At 73.8% G+C, this 18,779-nt stretch carries 19 protein-coding genes; 4 read left to right on the top strand and 15 right to left on the bottom strand.

What is annotated here, in order from left to right; translation table 11 throughout:
* Nucleotides 1-26: 26 nt before the first annotated feature.
* Nucleotides 27-1,568, top strand: a complete 1,542-nt coding sequence (locus IEY98_RS05910) for a sensor histidine kinase (RefSeq protein WP_189209220.1) — start codon at nt 27-29, stop codon at nt 1,566-1,568.
* Nucleotides 1,565-2,224: a response regulator gene (locus IEY98_RS05905; protein WP_189209219.1), complete on the top strand. Its 660-nt coding sequence runs from the start codon at nt 1,565-1,567 to the stop codon at nt 2,222-2,224. The genes IEY98_RS05910 and IEY98_RS05905 overlap by 4 nt, the downstream gene beginning before the upstream one ends.
* Here the strand turns inward: IEY98_RS05905 and arfB are convergent.
* The 5 genes from arfB to purF all read right to left on the bottom strand — a co-directional run bounded on the left by arfB (nt 2,217) and on the right by purF (nt 6,737).
* Nucleotides 2,217-2,648, bottom strand: a complete 432-nt coding sequence (arfB, locus tag IEY98_RS05900; RefSeq protein WP_373292330.1) for an alternative ribosome rescue aminoacyl-tRNA hydrolase ArfB — start codon at nt 2,646-2,648, stop codon at nt 2,217-2,219. The genes IEY98_RS05905 and arfB overlap by 8 nt on opposite strands.
* A 71-nt stretch (nt 2,649-2,719) precedes the next feature.
* Nucleotides 2,720-3,565 (bottom strand): hypothetical protein, encoded by an 846-nt coding sequence (locus IEY98_RS05895; RefSeq protein ID WP_189209217.1) that lies wholly within the window; start codon nt 3,563-3,565, stop codon nt 2,720-2,722.
* Nucleotides 3,562-4,056, bottom strand: a complete 495-nt coding sequence (locus IEY98_RS05890) for a SigE family RNA polymerase sigma factor (RefSeq protein WP_189209216.1) — start codon at nt 4,054-4,056, stop codon at nt 3,562-3,564. The genes IEY98_RS05895 and IEY98_RS05890 overlap by 4 nt, the downstream gene beginning before the upstream one ends.
* 51 nt (nt 4,057-4,107) lie before the next feature.
* On the bottom strand, nt 4,108-5,184 hold the full coding sequence (gene purM, locus IEY98_RS05885; RefSeq protein ID WP_189209215.1) for a phosphoribosylformylglycinamidine cyclo-ligase: 1,077 nt from the start codon (nt 5,182-5,184) through the stop codon (nt 4,108-4,110).
* Nucleotides 5,185-5,201: 17 nt separating this feature from the next.
* The gene (purF, locus tag IEY98_RS05880; RefSeq protein ID WP_189209214.1) at nt 5,202-6,737 is read right to left on the bottom strand and encodes an amidophosphoribosyltransferase; all 1,536 of its coding nucleotides are present in this window, start codon (nt 6,735-6,737) and stop codon (nt 5,202-5,204) included.
* Nucleotides 6,738-6,857: 120 nt separating this feature from the next.
* Here purF and IEY98_RS05875 point away from each other — a divergent pair, with 120 nt between their 5' ends.
* The gene (locus IEY98_RS05875) at nt 6,858-7,508 is read left to right on the top strand and encodes a TVP38/TMEM64 family protein (protein WP_189209213.1); all 651 of its coding nucleotides are present in this window, start codon (nt 6,858-6,860) and stop codon (nt 7,506-7,508) included.
* Here IEY98_RS05875 and IEY98_RS05870 read toward each other — a convergent pair.
* Genes IEY98_RS05870 through IEY98_RS05855 form a run of 4 tightly spaced genes read right to left on the bottom strand, consistent with a single transcriptional unit; the run spans nt 7,505 to nt 10,287 of the window.
* Complete coding sequence (locus IEY98_RS05870; RefSeq protein ID WP_229786621.1) at nt 7,505-7,867, bottom strand: sterol carrier family protein; 363 nt, start codon at nt 7,865-7,867, stop codon at nt 7,505-7,507. The genes IEY98_RS05875 and IEY98_RS05870 overlap by 4 nt on opposite strands.
* Nucleotides 7,864-8,643, bottom strand: a complete 780-nt coding sequence (locus IEY98_RS05865; RefSeq protein WP_229786617.1) for an ESX secretion-associated protein EspG — start codon at nt 8,641-8,643, stop codon at nt 7,864-7,866. The genes IEY98_RS05870 and IEY98_RS05865 overlap by 4 nt, the downstream gene beginning before the upstream one ends.
* Nucleotides 8,640-9,896, bottom strand: a complete 1,257-nt coding sequence (locus IEY98_RS05860; RefSeq protein WP_189209212.1) for a PPE domain-containing protein — start codon at nt 9,894-9,896, stop codon at nt 8,640-8,642. The genes IEY98_RS05865 and IEY98_RS05860 overlap by 4 nt, the downstream gene beginning before the upstream one ends.
* Nucleotides 9,897-9,915: 19 nt before the next feature.
* Nucleotides 9,916-10,287, bottom strand: coding sequence for a hypothetical protein (locus IEY98_RS05855; protein ID WP_189209211.1), 372 nt, complete (start codon nt 10,285-10,287; stop codon nt 9,916-9,918).
* A 166-nt stretch (nt 10,288-10,453) separates the two neighbouring features.
* On the opposite strand from IEY98_RS05855, the gene IEY98_RS05850 reads away from it, so the two are divergent.
* A complete protein-coding gene (locus IEY98_RS05850) occupies nt 10,454-10,996 on the top strand; it encodes a type VII secretion system-associated protein (protein ID WP_189209210.1) in 543 nt (180 codons plus the stop codon).
* Here the strand turns inward: IEY98_RS05850 and IEY98_RS05845 are convergent.
* From IEY98_RS05845 to IEY98_RS05820, 6 genes are read right to left on the bottom strand one after another with little or no spacing between them, the layout of a single operon-like run.
* Nucleotides 10,968-11,186, bottom strand: coding sequence for a DUF397 domain-containing protein (locus IEY98_RS05845; RefSeq protein ID WP_189209209.1), 219 nt, complete (start codon nt 11,184-11,186; stop codon nt 10,968-10,970). The genes IEY98_RS05850 and IEY98_RS05845 overlap by 29 nt on opposite strands.
* Entirely contained in the window at nt 11,173-12,033 is an 861-nt protein-coding gene (locus IEY98_RS05840) for a helix-turn-helix domain-containing protein (RefSeq protein ID WP_189209208.1), read from the bottom strand. Before IEY98_RS05840 ends, IEY98_RS05845 begins: the two co-directional genes overlap by 14 nt.
* A 20-nt stretch (nt 12,034-12,053) precedes the next feature.
* On the bottom strand, nt 12,054-14,558 hold the full coding sequence (locus tag IEY98_RS05835) for a glycoside hydrolase family 3 protein (protein WP_189209207.1): 2,505 nt from the start codon (nt 14,556-14,558) through the stop codon (nt 12,054-12,056).
* Nucleotides 14,555-15,265 (bottom strand): PIG-L deacetylase family protein, encoded by a 711-nt coding sequence (locus IEY98_RS05830; protein ID WP_189209206.1) that lies wholly within the window; start codon nt 15,263-15,265, stop codon nt 14,555-14,557. The genes IEY98_RS05835 and IEY98_RS05830 overlap by 4 nt, the downstream gene beginning before the upstream one ends.
* Complete coding sequence (locus IEY98_RS05825) at nt 15,246-17,279, bottom strand: MFS transporter (RefSeq protein WP_189209205.1); 2,034 nt, start codon at nt 17,277-17,279, stop codon at nt 15,246-15,248. The genes IEY98_RS05830 and IEY98_RS05825 overlap by 20 nt, the downstream gene beginning before the upstream one ends.
* Nucleotides 17,276-18,778 (bottom strand): flavin-containing monooxygenase, encoded by a 1,503-nt coding sequence (locus IEY98_RS05820; protein ID WP_189209204.1) that lies wholly within the window; start codon nt 18,776-18,778, stop codon nt 17,276-17,278. Before IEY98_RS05820 ends, IEY98_RS05825 begins: the two co-directional genes overlap by 4 nt.
* Between the last annotated feature and the right edge of the window lies 1 nt (nt 18,779).

Genomic DNA, 18,779 nt, shown 5'->3' with positions numbered 1-18,779 from the left:
CGTCTCGGCGGGGCACACTGTCTGCCATGTCCGGACGGGGTTCGTTGGCGCGCCAGCTGCTGGGGTGGCAGTTCGCGGTCGTGGCCGCCCTGCTCGGGGCCGTCGCCGTCTTCTCCGCGGTGCAGTCCACCGAGGCGTTCGGCGACGTCCAGGGCAGGCGGATGCTCTCCGTCGCCGAGGACGTCGCTGCGACGGCCGGGGTGCGGGCCGCGCTCGCCGACCCGCTGCGCTACCACCAGCTGCCGCCGTTCGCCGAGAGCGCGCGGAGCCTCTCGGGGGCCGGGTCGGTGCGCATCGCGCTGCCGGACACCCGGGTGCTCACCTCGCCCGACCCCGACCAGGTGGGCGAGCCGATGCCGGTCGGCGAGAGCACGGTCGCCGCCGGGCGGTCCTGGGTCGGCGAGGTCGGCGACGAGCTGGTGGCGCACGTCCCGGTGATCGGCGACCGCGGCGAGATCATCGGGATCGTCGCCGCCGGCGTGGACCTGCCCCACCTGTTCGCCGGGATCGTGCACTCGCCGTCGGAGGCGCTGCTGATCCTCGCCGCGGCCACCGTGCTCGGGGTCGGCGGGTCGCTGCTGGTCGCGCGGCGGGTCAAGCGGCAGACGCTCGGCATGGAGCCCGCCGAGATCGCCGGGCTGGTCGAGCACCGGGAGGCGATGCTGCACGGCATCAGGGAGGGCGTCGTCGGCCTCGACGGCCAGGACCGGATCACGCTGGTCAACGACCAGGCCCGCCGCCTGCTCTCGCTGCCGGAGCGCACCGACGGCGTGCCCGTCACCGAGCTGGGCTTCAACGACCGCCTCGCCGACGTGCTCACCGGGCGCGCCGAGGGCGCCGACCAGATCGTCCTGCGCAAGGGCAGGGTGCTCGTCATGAACCGGGTGCCCATCGCTCCGGCGGGCGCGGTCGTCACGCTCCGCGACCGCACCGAGATCGTGGCGCTGCAGAACGCGCTCGACGCCAACCGGTCCACTGCCGACACCCTCCGGGCGCAGGCGCACGAGTTCTCCAACCGCCTGCACACCATCGCCGGGCTCATCGAGCTGGGCGACCACGACGAGCTGCGCCGCTACGTCGACCGGGTCAGCCACCACCAGCGTGCCTGGCAGGGCGAGGTCGCCGAGCGGGTCGGCGACCCCGCGGTGGCCGCGCTGCTGGTGGCCAAGGCCAGCCTCGCCGCCGAGCAGGGCGTCGGGCTGCGGCTCGACCCCGACAGCGACCTCGGCCTGATCGACGAGCACCTGTCCGCCGACCTCGTCACCGTGCTCGGCAACCTCGTCGACAACGCGCTGGACGCCCTGCGCGGCAAGCAGGGCTGGATCGAGGTGTGCCTGACCCACCGCGACGACGAGGTGCGGGTGGTCGTGCGCGACTCCGGCCCCGGGGTGGCCCCGGAGATCGCCGAGGAGGTGTTCCGGCACGGGTTCACCACCAAGGCCGCGGAGGACGGCGGCGGGCGCGGGCTCGGCCTGGCCATCACCCGGCAGACGTGCGTGCGCAGGCAGGGCTCGGTCGAGGTGCACAACGACAACGGCGCGGTGTTCACCGCCCGGATGAAGCCGTGATCACGGTCCTCGTCGTCGACGACGACTTCATGGTCGCCCGGGTGCACAGCGGCTACGTCGCCCGCACGCCCGGGTTCGCCGTCGTCGGCACCGCGCACACCGGGGCGGACGCCGTGCGCCTGGTCGACGAGCTCGCGCCCGACCTGGTGCTCCTCGACATCTACCTGCCCGACATGCCCGGCCTCGACGTGCTGCGCGCCCTGCGCAACGGCGCGGTCGACCCGGACGTCATCGTGATCACCGCGGCCACCGACGTCGACACCGTCCGCGGCGCCATGCGCGGCGGGGCGCTGCACTACCTCATCAAGCCGTTCACCTATTCCGCGCTGCACGACCAGCTCCAACACTTCGCCACCCTCCACACCAGACTCACCGCGCTCGGCAGCGCAGGACAGTCCGATGTGGACGAGGTGTTCGGCGCGCGGCCGAGGGCCGGGGCCGGGCTGCCCAAGGGGCTGACCGAGCAGACCGCGGAGCTCGTGGCCAGCACGCTGCGCGAGGGCGAGATGTCGGCGGCGGAGTGCGCGGCGGCGGCGCACCTGTCGCGGGTCAGTGCTCGGCGCTACCTGGAGCACTTCGTGGCGACCGGCCGCGCCCACGTCCGCCTGCGCTACGGCGCGACCGGACGCCCGGAGCGCCGCTACCGGCTCAGCTGAGGTCGGGCCGCCTGCGCGTCTGCTTGGTCGCCGAGCGGCGCTTCTTCGACTCCAGCCGCCGTTCCCGCGCGCCGCGGCTCGGCTTGGTCGGCCTGCGCTGCGGCGGAGGCGGCGCGGCGGCCTGCCGCAGCAGCGCGGCCAGGCGCTCCCTGGCCGCCTCGCGGTTGGCCAGCTGCGCCCGGAACTCGCTCGCCGCGATGGTCAGCACGCCGTCGACCAGGCGGTTCGCCAGCCGGTCGAGGATGCGGGCGCGCAGGTGCTCGGGGATCGACGGCGAGCGCGCGACGTCGAAGGACAGCTCGACGCGGCTGTCGGCGGTGTTCACGCCCTGGCCGCCGGGACCGGACGAGCGGGAGAAGCGCTCGCTCAACTCGGCCGCCGGGATCACCAGCGACCGGGACACTTCCAGCTCTCCTCCGGGCACGCCTAGAGAATGCCCCATGCGTCCACCGGTTAACGGGGCCTGCTGGTTGACCGCCCTACTGGTTGACCGCCCTACTGGTTGACCGCGGCGAACCCGGGGATCAGCGCGATCTGTTCCAGGCCGTCGACGCTCATCAGCGGCTCGGTCCGCCACGGCGGCCCGGCCCCGCCGATGTCCGCGACCACCACGACGACCCCGTCCGGCCGCAGAGCGTGCAGGGTCAGGGCGTTGGGGCCGTGCTCCTGCACGCGCTCCGGCTGCCAGTAGTGCACCAGGGCCCCGTTGGCCGTGCGGTGCGACCTGCAGGTCATGTCCGCCTGGAAGCACCCCTCCGGCTTGTCCCCGGACCGCTGTCCCGCCGCGACCCGGATCTCGATCGTCCGCCGGGCGTGGTCGCGGGTGACCAGGGCGAACTGCGCGTGCCCCTTGGCGTCGAAGGTGTGCCAGGGGACGTCGCTGCCCTCCACCTCGACGTCCGCTGGCCAGGACAGCGGCGCGGAGCCCAGCGCGACGCCGAGCTGCTCGGACACCTCGGGCCGGTGCGTCATGGTGGTGGACGGGACCTCGGCCCAGGTGGTCGTGGTCGGCCACACGGTCGACCGCGGCGCCTCGACGGTGGTGCGGACGCGCGCCGACGGGGGCGCGGGGGTCGTCGTCACGGCCGACCTCGGCTCCGACGACACCCCCGGCCCGGCCGGGCCGACCGGCTCCGGCATCCCGAACTGCGATCCCGACAGCGCCGTCATGCCGATCACCGCCGCCGCCACGGCCGTCGCCGCGCCGCCGACCGCGGCCGTGCGCCGCACGCGCAGCCTGCGCCTGCCCGCGCCGATGACCGCCTCGCGGTCCAGCGTCAGCGGGGGCTCGTGCCGGACCGCGGCCTCGAACAGCCGCCGCACATCCTGCTCGTCGTTCACAGTGCGACCTCCACAGACAACATGTCGCGCAGCGCCGCGAGTCCCTTCGCCGCTTGGCTCTTGATCGTGCCCTCGCTCTTGCCCAGCACCTGCGCCGCCTCGGCGACGGAGAGGTCCTCCCAGTACCGGAGCACGACCACGGCCCGCTGGCCCGGCGGCAGGCGCCGCAGCGCGCGCCGCACATCGATGGCGGCGTCGACGCCCGGCGGGGGCACCGACGTCTCGGGCACCGCGTCCGTCACCGACTCCCGCCGCCGGAACGCCCGCCGCGACTCGTCGATCGCCGCGCGCACCATGACCTTGCGGGCGTAGGCGTCGATCGCGTCGTCGCGGCGCAGCCGGGGCCAGACGACGTAGATCTTGGCCAGCGTCGTCTGCACCAGGTCCTCGGCGCGGTGCCAGTCGCCGCCGCACAGCAGGTACGCGGTTCGCCGCATCACCGCGGCGCGGCTGTCGACGAACTCGCCGAACTCCGTGTCACGATCCCCCACGGAACCTCCCTACTCGCCCGTACTACGCGGGCGGGCCCCCGGGAGGTTGCCTCAGAACCTCGGGTGGTCCCCGACGACCTCGGCGCGCGGCTCGGCGTCGGCCGACGGGCGCACCTCGCCGACCACCCAGGCGGGCACGTGGCGCGCGGTGAGCATGGCCAGCGAGCGGTCCACGTCCTCGGGGGCGACCACGGCGACCATGCCGACGCCCATGTTGAAGGTGCGCTCCAGCTCCGCGCGCTCGACCCGGCCGCGCTGGCCGATCAGCGAGAACACCGGCTGCGGGGTCCACGTGCCCCGGTCGAGCGTGGCCTTGAGCCCGGGCGGGATGACCCGCGCGAGGTTGGCGGCCAGGCCGCCGCCGGTGATGTGCGCGAAGGTGCGCACGCCCGCCTCCTGGATCAGCGCCAGGCAGTCCTTGGCGTAGATGCGGGTGGGCTCCAGCAGCTCCTCGCCCAGCGTCCGGCCGAACTCCTCGACGTGCCCGTCCAGCGGCATCCTGGCGATGTCCAGCAGCACGTGCCGGGCCAGCGAGTAGCCGTTGGAGTGCAGGCCGGAGGAGCCCATCGCGATCAGCGCGTCGCCGGGGCGCACCCGGTCGGGGCCCAGCACGGCGTCGGCCTCGACCACGCCGACGCCGGTGGCCGAGAGGTCGTACGCGCCGTCGGACATCAGCCCGGGGTGCTCGGCGGTCTCGCCGCCCAGCAGCGCGCAGCCCGCCTGCACGCAGCCTTCGGCGATGCCCTTGACCAGCGCGGCGACCCGGTCCGGGAGCACCTTGCCGACGGCGATGTAGTCCTGCAGGAACAGCGGCTCCGCGCCGCACACGACCAGGTCGTCGACGACCATGGCGACGAGGTCGACGCCGACGGTGTCGTGGACGTCCAGCGCCTGCGCGACCGCGATCTTGGTGCCGACGCCGTCGGTGGACGAGGCCAGCACCGGCTCGCGCCACCGGTCCAGCCGGAGCTTGAACAGCCCGGCGAACCCGCCGATCCCGCCGAGCACCTCCGGCCGGTTGGCCTTGGCCGCCCACGGCTTGAGCTTCTCGACGGCCTCGTCGCCCGCCTCGATGCTCACCCCAGCCGCGGCGTAGGTGGCGGGGCCGGTCGACGTCGGGTCAGACACTTCGGATCTCCGGATATCTAGGGGCGGGACAGCGCGTCCGAAGCACCGTACCCGGCGGCCACCACGGGCGCCGCGTCCCCCGCGACTCCCTTCTCCAGGCCTTCGAGCAGGTGCTTTCCGATGCGCGCGTCGTCCGGCAGCGGAATGGGGTAGTCGCCGTCGAAGCAGGCGGAGCACAGCCGCGTGCGCGGCTGCTCGCTGGCCTGCACCAGCGCCTCCAGGCTCACGTAGCCCAGCGAGTCCGAGCCGATGGAGCGGCGGATGCCGTCGAGGTCCAGCCCGTTGGCGATCAGCTCGGCGCGGGAGGCGAAGTCGATGCCGTAGAAGCACGGCCAGCGCACCGGCGGCGACGCGATCCGCACGTGCACCTCGACCGCGCCCGCCTCGCGCAGCATGCGCACCAGCGCGCGCTGGGTGTTGCCGCGCACGATGGAGTCGTCGACCACGACCAGCCGCTTGCCCCGGATCACGTCGCGCAGCGGGTTGAGCTTGAGCCGGATGCCGAGCTGGCGGATGGTCTGCGACGGCTGGATGAAGGTCCGCCCGACATAGGCGTTCTTCACCAGGCCCGAGCCGTACGGGATGCCGCTGGCCTGGGCGTACCCGATCGCGGCGGGCGTGCCGGACTCGGGCACCGGGATGACCAGGTCGGCCTCGACCGGGGCCTCCGCGGCCAGCTTGCGGCCGATCTCCACCCGGGTCGCGTGCACGGAGCGGCCCGCGATCGTGGTGTCGGGCCGGGCCAGGTAGACGTACTCGAAGACGCAGCCCTTGGGCTCGGGGTTGGCGAAGCGGCTCGACCGCAGGCCGTCGGCGTCGATGGCGATCAGCTCGCCGGGCTCGACCTCGCGGACGAACGAGGCGCCCACGATGTCCAGCGCCGCGGTCTCGCTGGCCACGACCCAGCCGCGCTCCAGCCTGCCCAGCACCAGCGGGCGTACGCCGTGCGGGTCGCGGGCGGCGTAGAGGGTGCTCTCGTCGGAGAAGACCAGGCAGTACGCGCCGCGCACGCCGGGCAGCAGTTCCATCGCGGCCTGCTCGATGCCCTTGTCCGCCGCGGCGGCGGCCAGCAGGCCGGTGAGCAGGTCGGAGTCGGTGGTGGCTCCGTTGGTCGGCAGGCCCAGCTCGGCTGCCTTGTCGCGCAGCTCGGCGGTGTTGACCAGGTTGCCGTTGTGGCCCAGGGCCAGGCCGCTGCCGGTGGCCGTGGTCTTGAACGTGGGCTGCGCGTTCTCCCAGGTCGTGGACCCGGTGGTGGAGTAGCGGCAGTGGCCGACGGCGACGTGGCCGCGCAGCGAGACCAGCACCTGCTCGTCGAAGACCTGGCTCACCAGGCCGAGGTCCTTGAAGACCACGATCTGGTTGCCGTCGGAGACGGAGATGCCCGCCGCTTCCTGCCCTCGGTGCTGGAGCGCGTACAGCCCGTAATACGTGAGCTTCGCGACTTCCTCGCCCGGCGCCCACACGCCGAACACGCCGCATTCCTCGCGCGGTTCGGGGTCGGTCTCGGGCGGGTCGAGCGGAGAGGGGCCAGTCGAGAACTGGTCGGAGACCACCGAAGCTCCCTGTCAGTGACAACAGTCTGACATCAGCATGTCCCCCAAAGTGTAAGTGCTCGCGAGCTCAGTTCCGACCGACGGAGGGTGGGGAGCGTCACGCCGGTACCGTTGGACGGCGTGTCTCCTCGCGCCACGCTGGTCTCGCTCTTCGGTGTGTTGGCCGCCGTGGTCGCGATCGGTTTCCTCGTCCCGATCCCCAGCCCCGCGGCGGTGCGCGACTGGGCGGCGGCGGCTGGCTGGGCCACCCCGGCGCTGTTCCTGCTGGCGTATTCCGTGCTCGCCGCGTTTCCGATCCCGCGCACGGTGTTCAACCTGTCCGCGGGTCTGCTGCTGGGCGAGGCGCTGGGCGTCGCGGTCGGCATGGTCGCCACCGGCGTGGCCGGGTCGCTGGCGTTCGCCGCCGCCCGGCGGTTCGGCCGCCGCTGGACGTCGCCGCTGCTGGAGCACGGCGCGATCAAGGCGGTGGACGCGCGCCTGCGCGCGGGCGGGTTCGCGGGCGTGGTGTCGCTGCGGCTGATCCCGGTGGTGCCCTTCGCCCCGGTCAACTACTGCTGCGGCCTGTCGACGATCGGGTACCGGCCGTACCTGTGGGGCACGCTGATCGGCAGCCTGCCGGGCACCGCCGCCGCGGTGGTCCTCGGCGACGCCCTCACCGGCACGACCCCGCCCGCCCTGCTGGCGGTGTACGGCGTGCTCGCGGTGGCGGGCGGCATCGGCCTGTACCGGGCGCTCAAGCGCGTCGACCCGGAGTTGGTCGAGACCGCCTAGAACCGCACGATCGGCAGGTGTGCGGCGAGGTCGGCGCGGCTGCCCGAGGCGTGCAGCGCGCCGCTGGCCAGCGCGTCCGGCCAGGACAGGCGGCCGGTGGCCAGCCGCAGCCAGGTCCGCGGGTCGGTCTCCACGACGTTGGGCGGGGTGCCCCGGGTGTGCCGGGGACCGGCGACGCACTGGATCGCCGCGAACGGCGGGACCCGCACCTCGACGGTCCGGCCGGGCGCGGTCTCGGCCAGGGTGCGCAGGCTCAGCCGGACGGCGGCGGCCAGCGCCGGACGGGCCGGGCGCTCGCCGCCGTCGAGCCAGGGCAGCACGGCGGCCACGGCCGCGCGCAGGTCGTTCGGGTCGGTCACTCGGCTGTTTCCCGCAAGAGCTCGTCCACGTGGTGGGTCAGTTTGCGCGAGTCCGCGGGCGAGATCGTCGTCCACAGCTCCCCGTCCGGGGAGGCGCGCCGGATCTGGACGTAGCGGCCCGCGGCGGTGTCGAAGAACGACACGACGCGCTCGCCGCGGACCCGGCGGCCGAGGCGGTCGCGGACGGCGGCGCCGAAGTTCCCGGTGTGCAGCACGTCCCCGATCATCTCGGCCAGCGCGGCCGCGTCGTCGGCGCGCACGCCCCTGCCCAGCAGCGATCCCTCGAACCCCCGGACGGTCCCGTCGCCCTGGGCGGCCGCCTCGAAGTCGGCGGTGCGCAGGGTGACCGAGCGGCCGGGCCCGGCCGGGGCGGACGGCAGCTCGCCGACCGCGGCCGCGGCCAGGCCGAGCGCGGAGATCCGGCTCAGCCGCAGGGTGTCCCCGGCCAGCACGGCCAGCGCGGCCGCGTCCTCGCGCGAACAGGCCAGCAGCCGCACGCCGCGCCCGGCCCACAGCCGCCCGTCGACCTCGCGCTCCGGGCGGGCCAGCAGGCCGAACACCTCGGCGATCTCCGGGTCGTCGCGGTCGACGCCGCGCGCGGCGAGCCCGCGCCACACGCCGTCCTCGATGGCGGCGCGCTCCTCGTGGGTCTTGCCCGGCGACGGCACCTTGACGATCAGCGGCATGGCGCCCGGCGCCAGGTGCTCCCAGAGCACGTCGAACTCCAGCGCGGTGAGCGTGACCGGTTCGGCCTCCACGGCCCCGAACGGCATCATCGCGGCTCGTCGCCGATGACCGGCTGGGACACGGTGCGCTCGTCGCCGAAGACGTCGACGGTCTCGATCAGGTAGTCGGCGAGGCCGTGCTCGCGGTCGTCGTCGCCGTCGCCCCGCGCTCCCGGCGCGCCCGCGACGCCCATGCCCGCCCCGCCGCGCGGACCGGGCGTGGGCACGGCGCCGACGACCCCGCCGCGCGCGCCCACGTGGCCCTCGCCCGCGACGCCCATGCCGTGCCGGAACGCGTGGTTGCCGCGCGTGTTCTCGGTGTCCGTCCCGCCGGGGGCGAACGGCGTCGCCTGCCGGTGGCCCCCCGACCCGGACGGGCCCGGCAGCGCGAGCGGACCGGCGGGCGGCGGCGCCGACGGGGGCGCGGTGGGCGGCAGCGCGGGCTGCGCCGGGGCCGGGCCCGTCTGGAGCTGGCTGGGCAGCGTGTAGCCGGACGGCGTGGTGCCGAACGGCTGCGTGTACGCGGCAGGTGGCGTCGCTGTCCCGCCGGGCGCGAACGGCGTCGCGGAACCGCCGCCACCGCTCGGCGGCGTGTACCCGCCACCGCCGCCCGAGGGCGGGACCGGCGCGGCGTAGGACGGCGCGCTCCCGCCGGAGCCGCCGGACACGCTTGCGGTCGCGCTGCTGAAGTACGCCGCCGACGTCCCCGTCCCGCCCGACGGCGCGGGCGTGGACACCACCACGTCCGGCGGCGGCACGAACTCGCCGAGGGTGTTGCGGTTGAACTCGCTGCTCGCGGCGTAGGACTCCATGGTGTCGACGGCCTTCTGCGCCGCCGCGTCCCGCGCGGCCTCCTGGGCCTCGTGGTCGGCGGCCTGCTGCGCGACGGCCATCGCCGGGCCGGCGTCGCCGGTGAACAGGGCGGCGCCTGCGGCGAGCTTGGCCCAACCGGACGGCGCGGGTGTGGTCACCGAGACCGGCTCGGGCATCTCGGCGCGGGCGCGGGCGATCATCTCGGCCTGGTACTCGGTGGACGCGCGCATCCCGCTCGCGCCGGTCTGCGAGTCCGATGCCCACACCTGCAACGGGTTCAGCGCGCCCTGCGCGCCGTCGCCCGCCGCGCCCTGCCAGGTCGCGGCGAGGGTGCTCAGCTTGGCGTTGAGGTCGTGGTCGATGTCGCCGAGCTCGCGCAGCAGCGACTCCCAGTACTCCGTCTGCGGGGTCGACGCCGAGGGGCCGGGACCCGAGTTGATCATGCTGTGCAGCTCGGCGTGGTCATACCCGCGCCAGCGGTGCGTGCCCATCTTCCGATCACCTCGTGCCTCAGGAGTGCTGCTTGCCCCACATAGCGGTGTTCGTGCCCTCGGTCATGGAGTACGCCGCGTAGGCGGCTTCCAGCGCGGTGACCGCGGCGAGCAGCTGGTGCTCGTAGCCGCGCAGGCAGGCGATGGCCGAGTCGGCCGCGCCGCCGTTGGTGCGCTGGGCGAACTGGGCGGCGGTCTCGCCGCTCACCGGGTCGCCCGCCCACTCCGGCACGGCGAGGCCGTCGAGCGCGGCGACCTTGGCCGCCACCCGGTCGTAGGCGTCGCGGAACGCGGCCAGCGCGCCGGGGATGGCGGACGGTTCGATGCTGAGGGTCTGGGTCCCGGAGTAGGCGGGCGGCGCCGCGCCCCCTCCGCCATCGGCTAGAAACACCAGCTGGCTCCCTCGTCCTGAGCGATTGCCACGACTCTAACTTCGATGACCTCCGGGGTGGAACGGTTCCCGCCGGGAGTTCACGAGACCGTGGCGGGCTCGGTCCGCCGTGACCGAGCGCATACGATAATCGGCCGAACAGCACCGACGCCATTCGGAGCAGCCCATGGACCAGCCGGAGATCACCCTCGACATGCGGATCGCCGCCCGCGCCAACCCCGGAAGCTGGCTGTACGTCATCGATCCGGTCTTCGAGGCCGACGACGACGTGCCGCCGTGGGGCGTGGTCGGGGCCTACCCGGTCGACGCGTCCGGCGAGATCCGGGAGACGTTCAGCCCCAACGCCGAGTACCGCCCGTCGCCGCGCGCGCTGCGGATGCCCCTGCCCTCCAACGACGTGGAGAAGGTGCTGCAGCTGGTGCGCACCCGCCACCTCGACCAGGGCGCGCTGCTGCCCGCCCTGCGCACGGCGAAGCTGCTGGTCTACGCGCGCGACGCCCGCGACACCGGGATCACCGCGTTCCCCAACCACGACGGCCAGGTGATGGTGCCCGCGTGCACCTCGGTGGGCCGCGTGCCCCGGCAGTGGCCGGGCTGGCGGGAGGTCAAGGGCGCGGCGCTGGCCGCGCAGCTGAACGGCTATCCGCTGGTGGTGAACCCGACCGGGCCGATCACCGCGATCATCCCGGCGGCCGACCTGCTCGGCTGAGCAGGGCCGCCCAGGCCGCCGCCCCCACCGCGAGGCTCGGCCCGGTGTGCTTGCTGTCCCGGATGAGCCAGCCGGAGGGAACCGGGGCTACCTCGACGCAGTTCCCGTTGGCCGCGCTGGCGCTGCTCCGCCGCCAACGGAGGGCCAGTACATACGACAGGGAATAGGACGCCCGCTCATAGGACACCATTGTCCTCTCCGTCCGCGTACAGCTCGCTCGCCAGTTCGGCGACGACCTGCCGCGATTCTCCCGCACCCAGCGCCGTCTCGGCGAGGGCGGAGAGGATGCCCCGGTACGCCGCGATCTCCTCGGGGCGCTCCAGGAACAGGCTGGAGTTCTCGCTCTCCAGGTACACGATCGGCTTGTAGTGCGGGAACTCCATCAGCCGGAAGGCCCCCGCGAGCGCGGCGTGCGCGCCGACCGACGCGGGCACGACGCGCACGAGGATGTTGTCCCTCGCCGACATCCGCACCAGGTGGTTGAGCTGGTCGGCCATGACCTCCGGTCCGCCGACCGGCAGCCGCAGCGCGAACTCGTGGATGTAGAAGGCGAAGCGCGGCGGCCGGGCGCGGCGGAACAGCTGCTGGCGGGCCGTGCGGGCCACCACGCGCTCCTCCACCTCGTGCGGGGGGACGTTGGTGTTGGCCCGCACGATCGCCTGCGCGTAGTCCACCGTCTGCAGCAGCCCGGGGACCAGCGTCGGCTCGAACTCGTCGATGGCGCTGGCCTGGTTCTCGTGGTCGACGAGCGTCTTGAGCTGCGTGGGCAGCTTGCCCAGCCGCTGGATCCAGCCGCCGGGCTCGCGGCACAGCGACAGCAGCCGCGCGCGCTCGGCCCCGTTCACGCCGCAGAGCAGCAGGATGGAGGACACGTCGCGCTCGGACGCCCCACGGGCGCCCAGCAGCAGGCGGGACACCTTGGAAGGCGACCAGCCCAGCCTGCGTGAGGCTTCCTGTCCGGTGAGGCCCGCGGCTTTGAGGGCTTGTCGCAGTGCGTCGCCGAGTTCACGGCTGCGGATCGTTGGCACGCGGTCCATGGTGTCGTTCGGATCGGCGTTTACGGGGTCCAGCGGATATTGCGGAGTTCGACGCAACCCGAACCCTCAGTGTAGATCATGAAGGGCACATCGACGTGCTCGAGGTCCGACCCTATCCGGCGCAGCTCGGCCAGCGGCACCCGCAGGGTGGTCCACTCCTCGCCGAGCCGGTCGGTGATGTCCAGGCCCGGCTGGGCCGGGTAGTCGTCGTGGACGGCCAGGTACAGCGGGCGTTCCGGCCGCTCGACGACGCGGATGCCCAGCGAGATCGCCCCGCCCGCCGCGGCATAGCCGCGCAGGTCGCGCGGCAGGCCGGAGGTGTTCTCGGCGTAGACGAACGCCGGGAACCCCTTGAACCGCAGGCGCAGCTCGCCGCCGAGCGGGTCGGCGCGCACGATCAGCTCGTCGGTGGGCGCGGCGAAGTCGATGTCGACCCGGGACCAGGTGTTGTGCCCGCCGATGCGGAAGCGCAGCCCGGTGGCGGGCCTGCCGCCGGTGAGGATCGGCAGCGGGACGGCCTCGGCGGCCGCGGGCGGCGCGACGCGGGGCGGGTCCAGCGGCAGCGGGCCGGGGCCGAGGTCGGCGAGGGTGAGCCCGTAGCCGACCTCGAACAGCGGCGCGTCGTCGCCCTCGGGCTCGGTCTCCTCCGGCGGGACCGCGTAATCCGGGATGTGCGGCGGGATCCGGTTCACCGCGGAGGTGAACCGCCCGCGCGGCCAGGAGCTGGGCAGCCGCCCGGTGAAGTCGTGGGCGCCGAAGAGGACGTCGGCGATCCCGCCGCCGTGCGGGCCGGGCAGCCAGGCGACGGCGAAGGCGTCGGAGAGGTTGATCTCCTCGGTGACGTACAGCGGCCGCCCGGTGAGGAACACCGTCACGATCGGCACGCCCGCGTGCCGCAGCTTGCGCAGGATCTCCAGGTCGCGGGCGTAGGAGAGCTTGAGGTCGGCGTAGCCGAGGCTGCGCCACGGTTTGAGCGTGCCGCGCATCTCGGCGTAGGAGTCCTCGCCGAGCACGACGACGGCGACGTCGTAGACGGTCGGGTCGACGCGGATCAGCTCGGGGTCGACGACGACGTCCGCGGCGGCCTCGGCCAGCGCCTCGGCGACGGTCGCGCCGCCGGGCAGGTCGGCGGGCACGATGTCGTCGCCCTGCCAGGTCAGCGTCCAGCCGCCGGTCTGCTTGCTGATGTCGTTGACGCCGCTGCCGGTGGCCAGCACCCGCGCGGAGCGGCGGATCGGCAGCACGCCCGCGGTGTTCTTGAGCAGCACCACCGAGCGCCGCGCGGCCTCGCGGGACAGCTCGTGGTGCCCGCCGACCGTGCCGACGGGCCGCTCGGTGGGCCGCGGCCGGGTCCAGAGCCCGGCGCGCAGCTTGACCCTCAGCACCCGCGCGACGGCGTCATCGATACGCGACATCGGGATGATCCCGGACCGGACCTGCTCGATCGCGGTGTGGTAGACCGACTGCCACGCCGCGCGGCCCGCGATCATGAGCACGTCGAGGCCCGCGTTGATCGCGTAGCCTGCGTCGCCGGGCGCGCAGTTGGCGACCTCGGAGTGCGCGTCCCAGTCGCTGATCACGATGCCGTCGAAGCCGATCGCGTCCTTGAGCACGTCGGTGATCAGGTACCTCGACCCGTGCACCTTGTGGTTGTACGGCTCCCCTCGACCGGGCGAGTGGTCGTAGTTGGCGGGGTTCTCCCAGCTGGAGAACGACGCCATGACGCACTGCGCGCCCGCCTCGATCGCGGAGTAGAAGCCCGCCGCGTGGATGTTGCGGACGTGGTCCTCCGGGCAGCGGGCGGTGCCGCGGTCGGCCCCGTCGGCGGTGCCGCCGTCGGCGACCCAGTGCTTGACGGTGGCGATCACGCCGCGCCCGGTGCGCAGCGCCTCCGCGCCGCCCTGCAGGCCCTCGACCATCGCCGCGGCGTAGGCGTGCACGAGTTCGGGGTCCTCGGAGTAGCCCTCGTAGTAGCGGCCCCAGCGCCGGTCGCGCGGGGTCGTCACGGTCGGGGCGAACGTCCAGTCCATGCCGGTGGCCAGGATCTCCCGGGCGCTGGCCCGGCCGATGCGGCGCACCAGGTCCGGGTCGCCCGCCGCGCCGAGGCCGATGTTGTGCGGGAAGACCGTGGCGCCGTAGACGTTGTTGTGCCCGTGGACGGCGTCGGTGGCCCACATGAACGGGATGCGGAAGGGCCGGTCCCGGTAGGCCTCCTCGGCGGCGGCCCAGAAGGTGTCCACCGTCTCGACCCAGGCCGCGACGCCCGCGTGCCGGTCGCCGCCGGGCCAGATGCCCGCGCCGTTGAGCGCCGAGCCGATCTTGTAGTCGGTGACGTCCTGCGGGGTGAGCTGGGCCAGCTCGGGCTGGATCATCTGCCCGAGCTTCTCCTCCAGGGTCATCCGGGTGACGAGCCGGGCGACCCGCGCCTCGACGGCCGGGTCCGGCGCGATCGCCGAGCGCAGCCGGGGCCAGGTCGGGTGGTAGGTCAGGCGACCGCGTCCGGTGGTGGGCACGAGGGGTGTCATGGCTCCGTCCAGAATGCCTCGGTGGTGCGCTCCAGCACCCGCCGCTGGAACGCCGCCGGGACGACCGGCCGGGTCTGGCCGGGGGCGAACAGCGACACCTGGGTGCGGTGCTCGGCCAGCGCCGCCCGCTTGGCCGCTCGGTGCTCGGTGATGTCGAACTCGATCAGCCGCTCGCCTGCGGGCGCGGGGCAGTCGGTCGGCTGCCTGCTGGTGAAGGCGAACTCGGCCTCGGTGCGCTCGTCCCACACGACGTACTTCCGGAGCTTCGGCGTCTGGCCCAGCTCCTTGAGGCAGCCCACCGCGATCTCGCCGGTCAAGCGGTGGTCGCCGTGCAGTTCGTGCACCTCGTGCGGCAGGAACACCTCGGCTGGCCGCAGTTCGGCGAAGAGGGCGAGCAGTTGCGCGCGCAACGCGGGCAGCGTCTCCGACAGGCGGGTGTCGCCGTGGCCGAGGAACCGCACGTCGGCCACGCCGAGCACGGCGGCAGCCGCGCGGGCCTCGCCTCGGCGGATCCCGGTCAGCTCCGCCGGGGTCGGGTCGTCGTGGATGCCGAGCACGGCCGCGTGGGACTGCGCGCCGTCGGTCACGACCACGACGACGACATCGGCCCCCGCCGCGGTGCGCGCGGCGATGGTGCCGCCGCAGGCGATGACGTCGTCGTCGGGGTGCGGCGAGAGCACCACCACGTCAGCGGGAGGGCGCGGCATCGGTGCCCTCCTCCACCAGCCCGCGCTCGCGGATGATGTCGTTGATGTCGTGGAAGTGGTTGCCCACCACCAGATCCGTGATTGGCGAGTCGTACTTCGCCGCGAAGTAGCGGTAGTTCCCGGCGGCGCTGGCCATGTTGTCCGCGTAGCTCTTGGGGTGCGGAACGTGGATGGCGCACGCCTCGCGGGCCAGGACGAACCGCGTGCCCGCCCGGTGCAGGCGGTAGGACAGGTCGACGTCCTCCACGCCCCACGACCGGTACGCCTCATCGAACCCGCCCACGGCGCGGATCGCCGCGGTGGGGGCCGAGGCGTTGCAGGTCCAGAACATCAGCCAGGGCGCGGGCAGGTCGCCGAAGTCGTCGCCGTACTTGGCGTAGAACTCCTCGCGGATGTCCAGCCAGCGCCGCTGCGCGCGCAGCTCGTCCATTGTGGAGTCAGGATCGGCGAAGTCGATGGCGGCGGTGATCTCCGCGCCGTCCTCGTTGTCCTCGTTGAAGCACAGCACGTAGCCGCTGACCGCGACCGCGCCCCCGGCGTGGGCGGCCAAATGGGCGGCCAGCGCCCCGGAGTGCAGCACGACCCCGGAGTCGACGAACACGGTGATCTCCCCGCGCGCCCGCTCGACCCCGGCGTTGCGCGCCTTGGCGACGCGGTACCCCTCGTCCTCCTGGAACACGTACGTCAGGTCGAGTCGATCGCGGTAGCCGCGCACCACGTCGGCGGTGTCGTCGGTGGAGCCGTCGTCGACGACGATCACCTCGAACCGTTCGGCGAGACGTTGTCTGGCCAGCGAGTCCAGCGTGTGCCGAAGCAGCCCCGACCGGTTGTAGGTGGGGACGACGACGGTCGCGGCGACCGGCCGGACATCTGACATACCGCGCACTCCGATCAGCAGGGCGGCGAGCGCGGACAGCCCCGCGCACACCCAGAACACATTGGGGTAACCGAGGAACTGGCCAGCGACGCCGGTCACGCTGCCGCCGAGCAGGCCGCCCGCCTTGAACCCCGAGGCGTACAGCGCCGAGGCCGCGCCGATCCGGTCGGGCATCTCGTCCTGCAGCATGACCACCGGCAGGCTGAGCACGCCCGCGGTCCACAGCGCGTTGGGGATCTGGAGCAGCAGCAGCGCGGGCAGGCTGGTGGCCAGCGGCAGCACGGCGAAGAACACCACCGCGGTCACCGTGCTGGCCAGGACGATCCTGGCCTTGCCGAGCCGGTCGGCGTGCGCGCCGATCAGCAGCGTCGCCGGGATCTCGATGACGGCCGCCAGCCCGACGAGCAGGCCGGGCACCCCGGTGCCCATGCCCAGGTCCTTGGTGACGAACAGGGCGATGGTGATCTGGTAGGCGGTGTTGACCGTCAGCATGAGCACGAGCGCGCCCAGCAGCAGGTACGTCCGCGCGCCCAGGCCCGCGTAGGTGGCGCGCTGGGCAGGCTCGCGGACCTTGGGCAGGTCGGGCATGCCCCAGCGGGACAGCGCGGCCCCGACGAGGTACAGCCCGCCCGCCGCCGCGTACAGCGTGGCGAAGTCGAACTCGGCGATGACGAGGAACGCCAGCGGCGGCCCGACGATCCAGGCCAGCGTCGTCACCGAGCGCAGCGCGGAGGTGAACATCGTCGGGCCGACGCCGCGGTGCTCGGCGAACTCGCGGGTGTAGGCAAACAGTTGGGCGAAGGTGGCCCCGCCGATGCCGAAGAAGACCGCGCCCGCGATCAGCAGCACGGTGTAGTCGCGCAGCAGCATGTAGGAGAACGCGCCCACGGCGGACAGCAGCGCGCAGACCGCGATGAGCGCGCGCCTGCTGCGCAGGCGGTCGGACAGGCCGCCGACGTAGAGGTCCGTGCCGATCTCGGCGGCCGCGCGCCCGGCGAAGAACAGGCCGATCATCAGCGGCGTGGCCAGCACGGCCTCGGCGAGGAACAGGCTGGAGGTGGTGACGACGAACGCGCCGCCGACGCCGATCGCCGCGGTGGCCCCGACCAGCCGGACCAGCGGACCGTCGGTGATCACCGCCGGGCCTCGACGCGCGGGTGCTGGCGGTAGGGCAGCCAGGCGTCGAGCACCCGCTCCCGGGGGACCAGCGCGGCGGCCGCGTGGTCGGCCGGGGTGATCTGGGCGTCGGCGAGCAGCGCGTCCCGGACGCCCTCGGGCAGCCCGGCCAGGACCCGGCGGCGCACGTCGGCGACGTCGACGGCGGAGTCGTGCGCGGCAGGCCGGGGGCTCGGCCAGACGAGGTTGTGCGGGGAGACCGCGCTGGCCATGGCGGTCCAGTAGTCGGCGAAGTCGGTGGCCGGGTCGGGCAGGGCGCCGCTGAGCAGGCGGAACCGGACGGTCTCCAGCCAGCAGTCCAGGTATCGCCTCCGGTGCAGCGCGCCCATGTGCTCCGCGCACCAGCGGGAGCGCTCGCGGACGTCCGGCAGGGGCGCCGTGCCCGCCCAGACGGCGAGCACCCAGCCCGCGATGGCCTCGAAGTACGGGCACGCGGTGCCGAACGCCTCGGTGTCCACCGGGGTGTTGATCACCGCGAGGGTGGGGTCGATCCGGTGGAGGTGGTGTTCGTAGAGGTCCTCGCGGCGCAGGCCGTCGATGAAGCCGTAGTCGGGCATCTGGTAGCCCAGGCACAGGATCACGGTGTCGTAGCGCTCGACGCGCCCGTCGGCGAACTCGACCGCGCCGTCGTCGGTGAACGCGGCGAACGCCGGTCGCGCGCGGACGGCGCCCTGGTCGACCAGCGGGATGATCTTCTCGTTGACGTGGACCGCGCCGTGGAAGCCGTCGTCGGGCAGCAGTCCGGTGGCCCGGTAGGTGCGCATGTAGGCGGGCATCAGCTCTTCCAGCCACGCCAGGTACTCCCCGTAGGGCATGTCCTCCACCGCGACGCGGCCCGCGTAGGAGAACAGCGCGTCGTTGTAGAACTCGCCGCAGTAGCGCGGGAGGAACAGCTGCTTGCGCCGAACCGACCAGTCGACCGACGCCGCGACGCCGGTCAACTCCCCGGCGATGTCGGCCCCGCTGACCCCGCCGCCCACGACCAGGACCCGCTGGCCGCGGAACGGCTCGGGGCGCCGGTAGTCCTTGGCGGTCAGCGTGCCCGGGGGCGTCCCCGGGGGCAGCCGGGGCCGCCACAGTTCGCCCGTGGCGACCATGACGGCGTCGAAGTCCTCGTCCCCGACCCGCCAGCGGCCGTCCACTTTCGCCACGCGGGTGACCTCGCTGCCGAACCGGGTCACCGGGAGCACGCCGAAGTGCTCGGCGTACTCGCGCAGGTAGCCGTGCACCTCGGCCAGCGAGGGGAAGTCGGTCGGGGTCGCGGGCGGGAAGTCGGAGTACGGGAACGCCAGCCGCGAGGTCTGCATGCGCACCGAGTCGTACGCCCCGCCCGCCGCCGGGTTCCAGATGCCGCCGACGTCGGCGTGCTTCTCGTGCACGACGACGTCGTGCCCCGCGGCCAGCGCCTGCTTCGCGCTGGTCAGTCCCGCCGGGCCCGCGCCGATCACCGCTATCCGCATG

It is taken from the genome of Actinokineospora fastidiosa, from assembly GCF_014648415.1.
GTDB classification, from domain to species: domain Bacteria; phylum Actinomycetota; class Actinomycetes; order Mycobacteriales; family Pseudonocardiaceae; genus Actinokineospora; species Actinokineospora fastidiosa.
This window is presented reverse-complemented; position numbering and strand designations above follow the sequence as displayed.

Coding starts and splice junctions, on each gene's coding strand:
- IEY98_RS05910 (WP_189209220.1), top strand. CDS start 27: ATGTCCGGACGGGGTTCGTTGGCGCGCCAGCTGCTGGGGTGGCAGTTC.
- IEY98_RS05865 (WP_229786617.1), bottom strand. CDS start 8,643: ATGATGCCGTTCGGGGCCGTGGAGGCCGAACCGGTCACGCTCACCGCG.
- IEY98_RS05860 (WP_189209212.1), bottom strand. CDS start 9,896: ATGGGCACGCACCGCTGGCGCGGGTATGACCACGCCGAGCTGCACAGC.
- IEY98_RS05850 (WP_189209210.1), top strand. CDS start 10,454: ATGGACCAGCCGGAGATCACCCTCGACATGCGGATCGCCGCCCGCGCC.
- IEY98_RS05845 (WP_189209209.1), bottom strand. CDS start 11,186: ATGGTGTCCTATGAGCGGGCGTCCTATTCCCTGTCGTATGTACTGGCC.
- IEY98_RS05840 (WP_189209208.1), bottom strand. CDS start 12,033: ATGGACCGCGTGCCAACGATCCGCAGCCGTGAACTCGGCGACGCACTG.
- IEY98_RS05835 (WP_189209207.1), bottom strand. CDS start 14,558: ATGACACCCCTCGTGCCCACCACCGGACGCGGTCGCCTGACCTACCAC.
- IEY98_RS05830 (WP_189209206.1), bottom strand. CDS start 15,265: ATGCCGCGCCCTCCCGCTGACGTGGTGGTGCTCTCGCCGCACCCCGAC.
- IEY98_RS05820 (WP_189209204.1), bottom strand. CDS start 18,778: ATGCGGATAGCGGTGATCGGCGCGGGCCCGGCGGGACTGACCAGCGCG.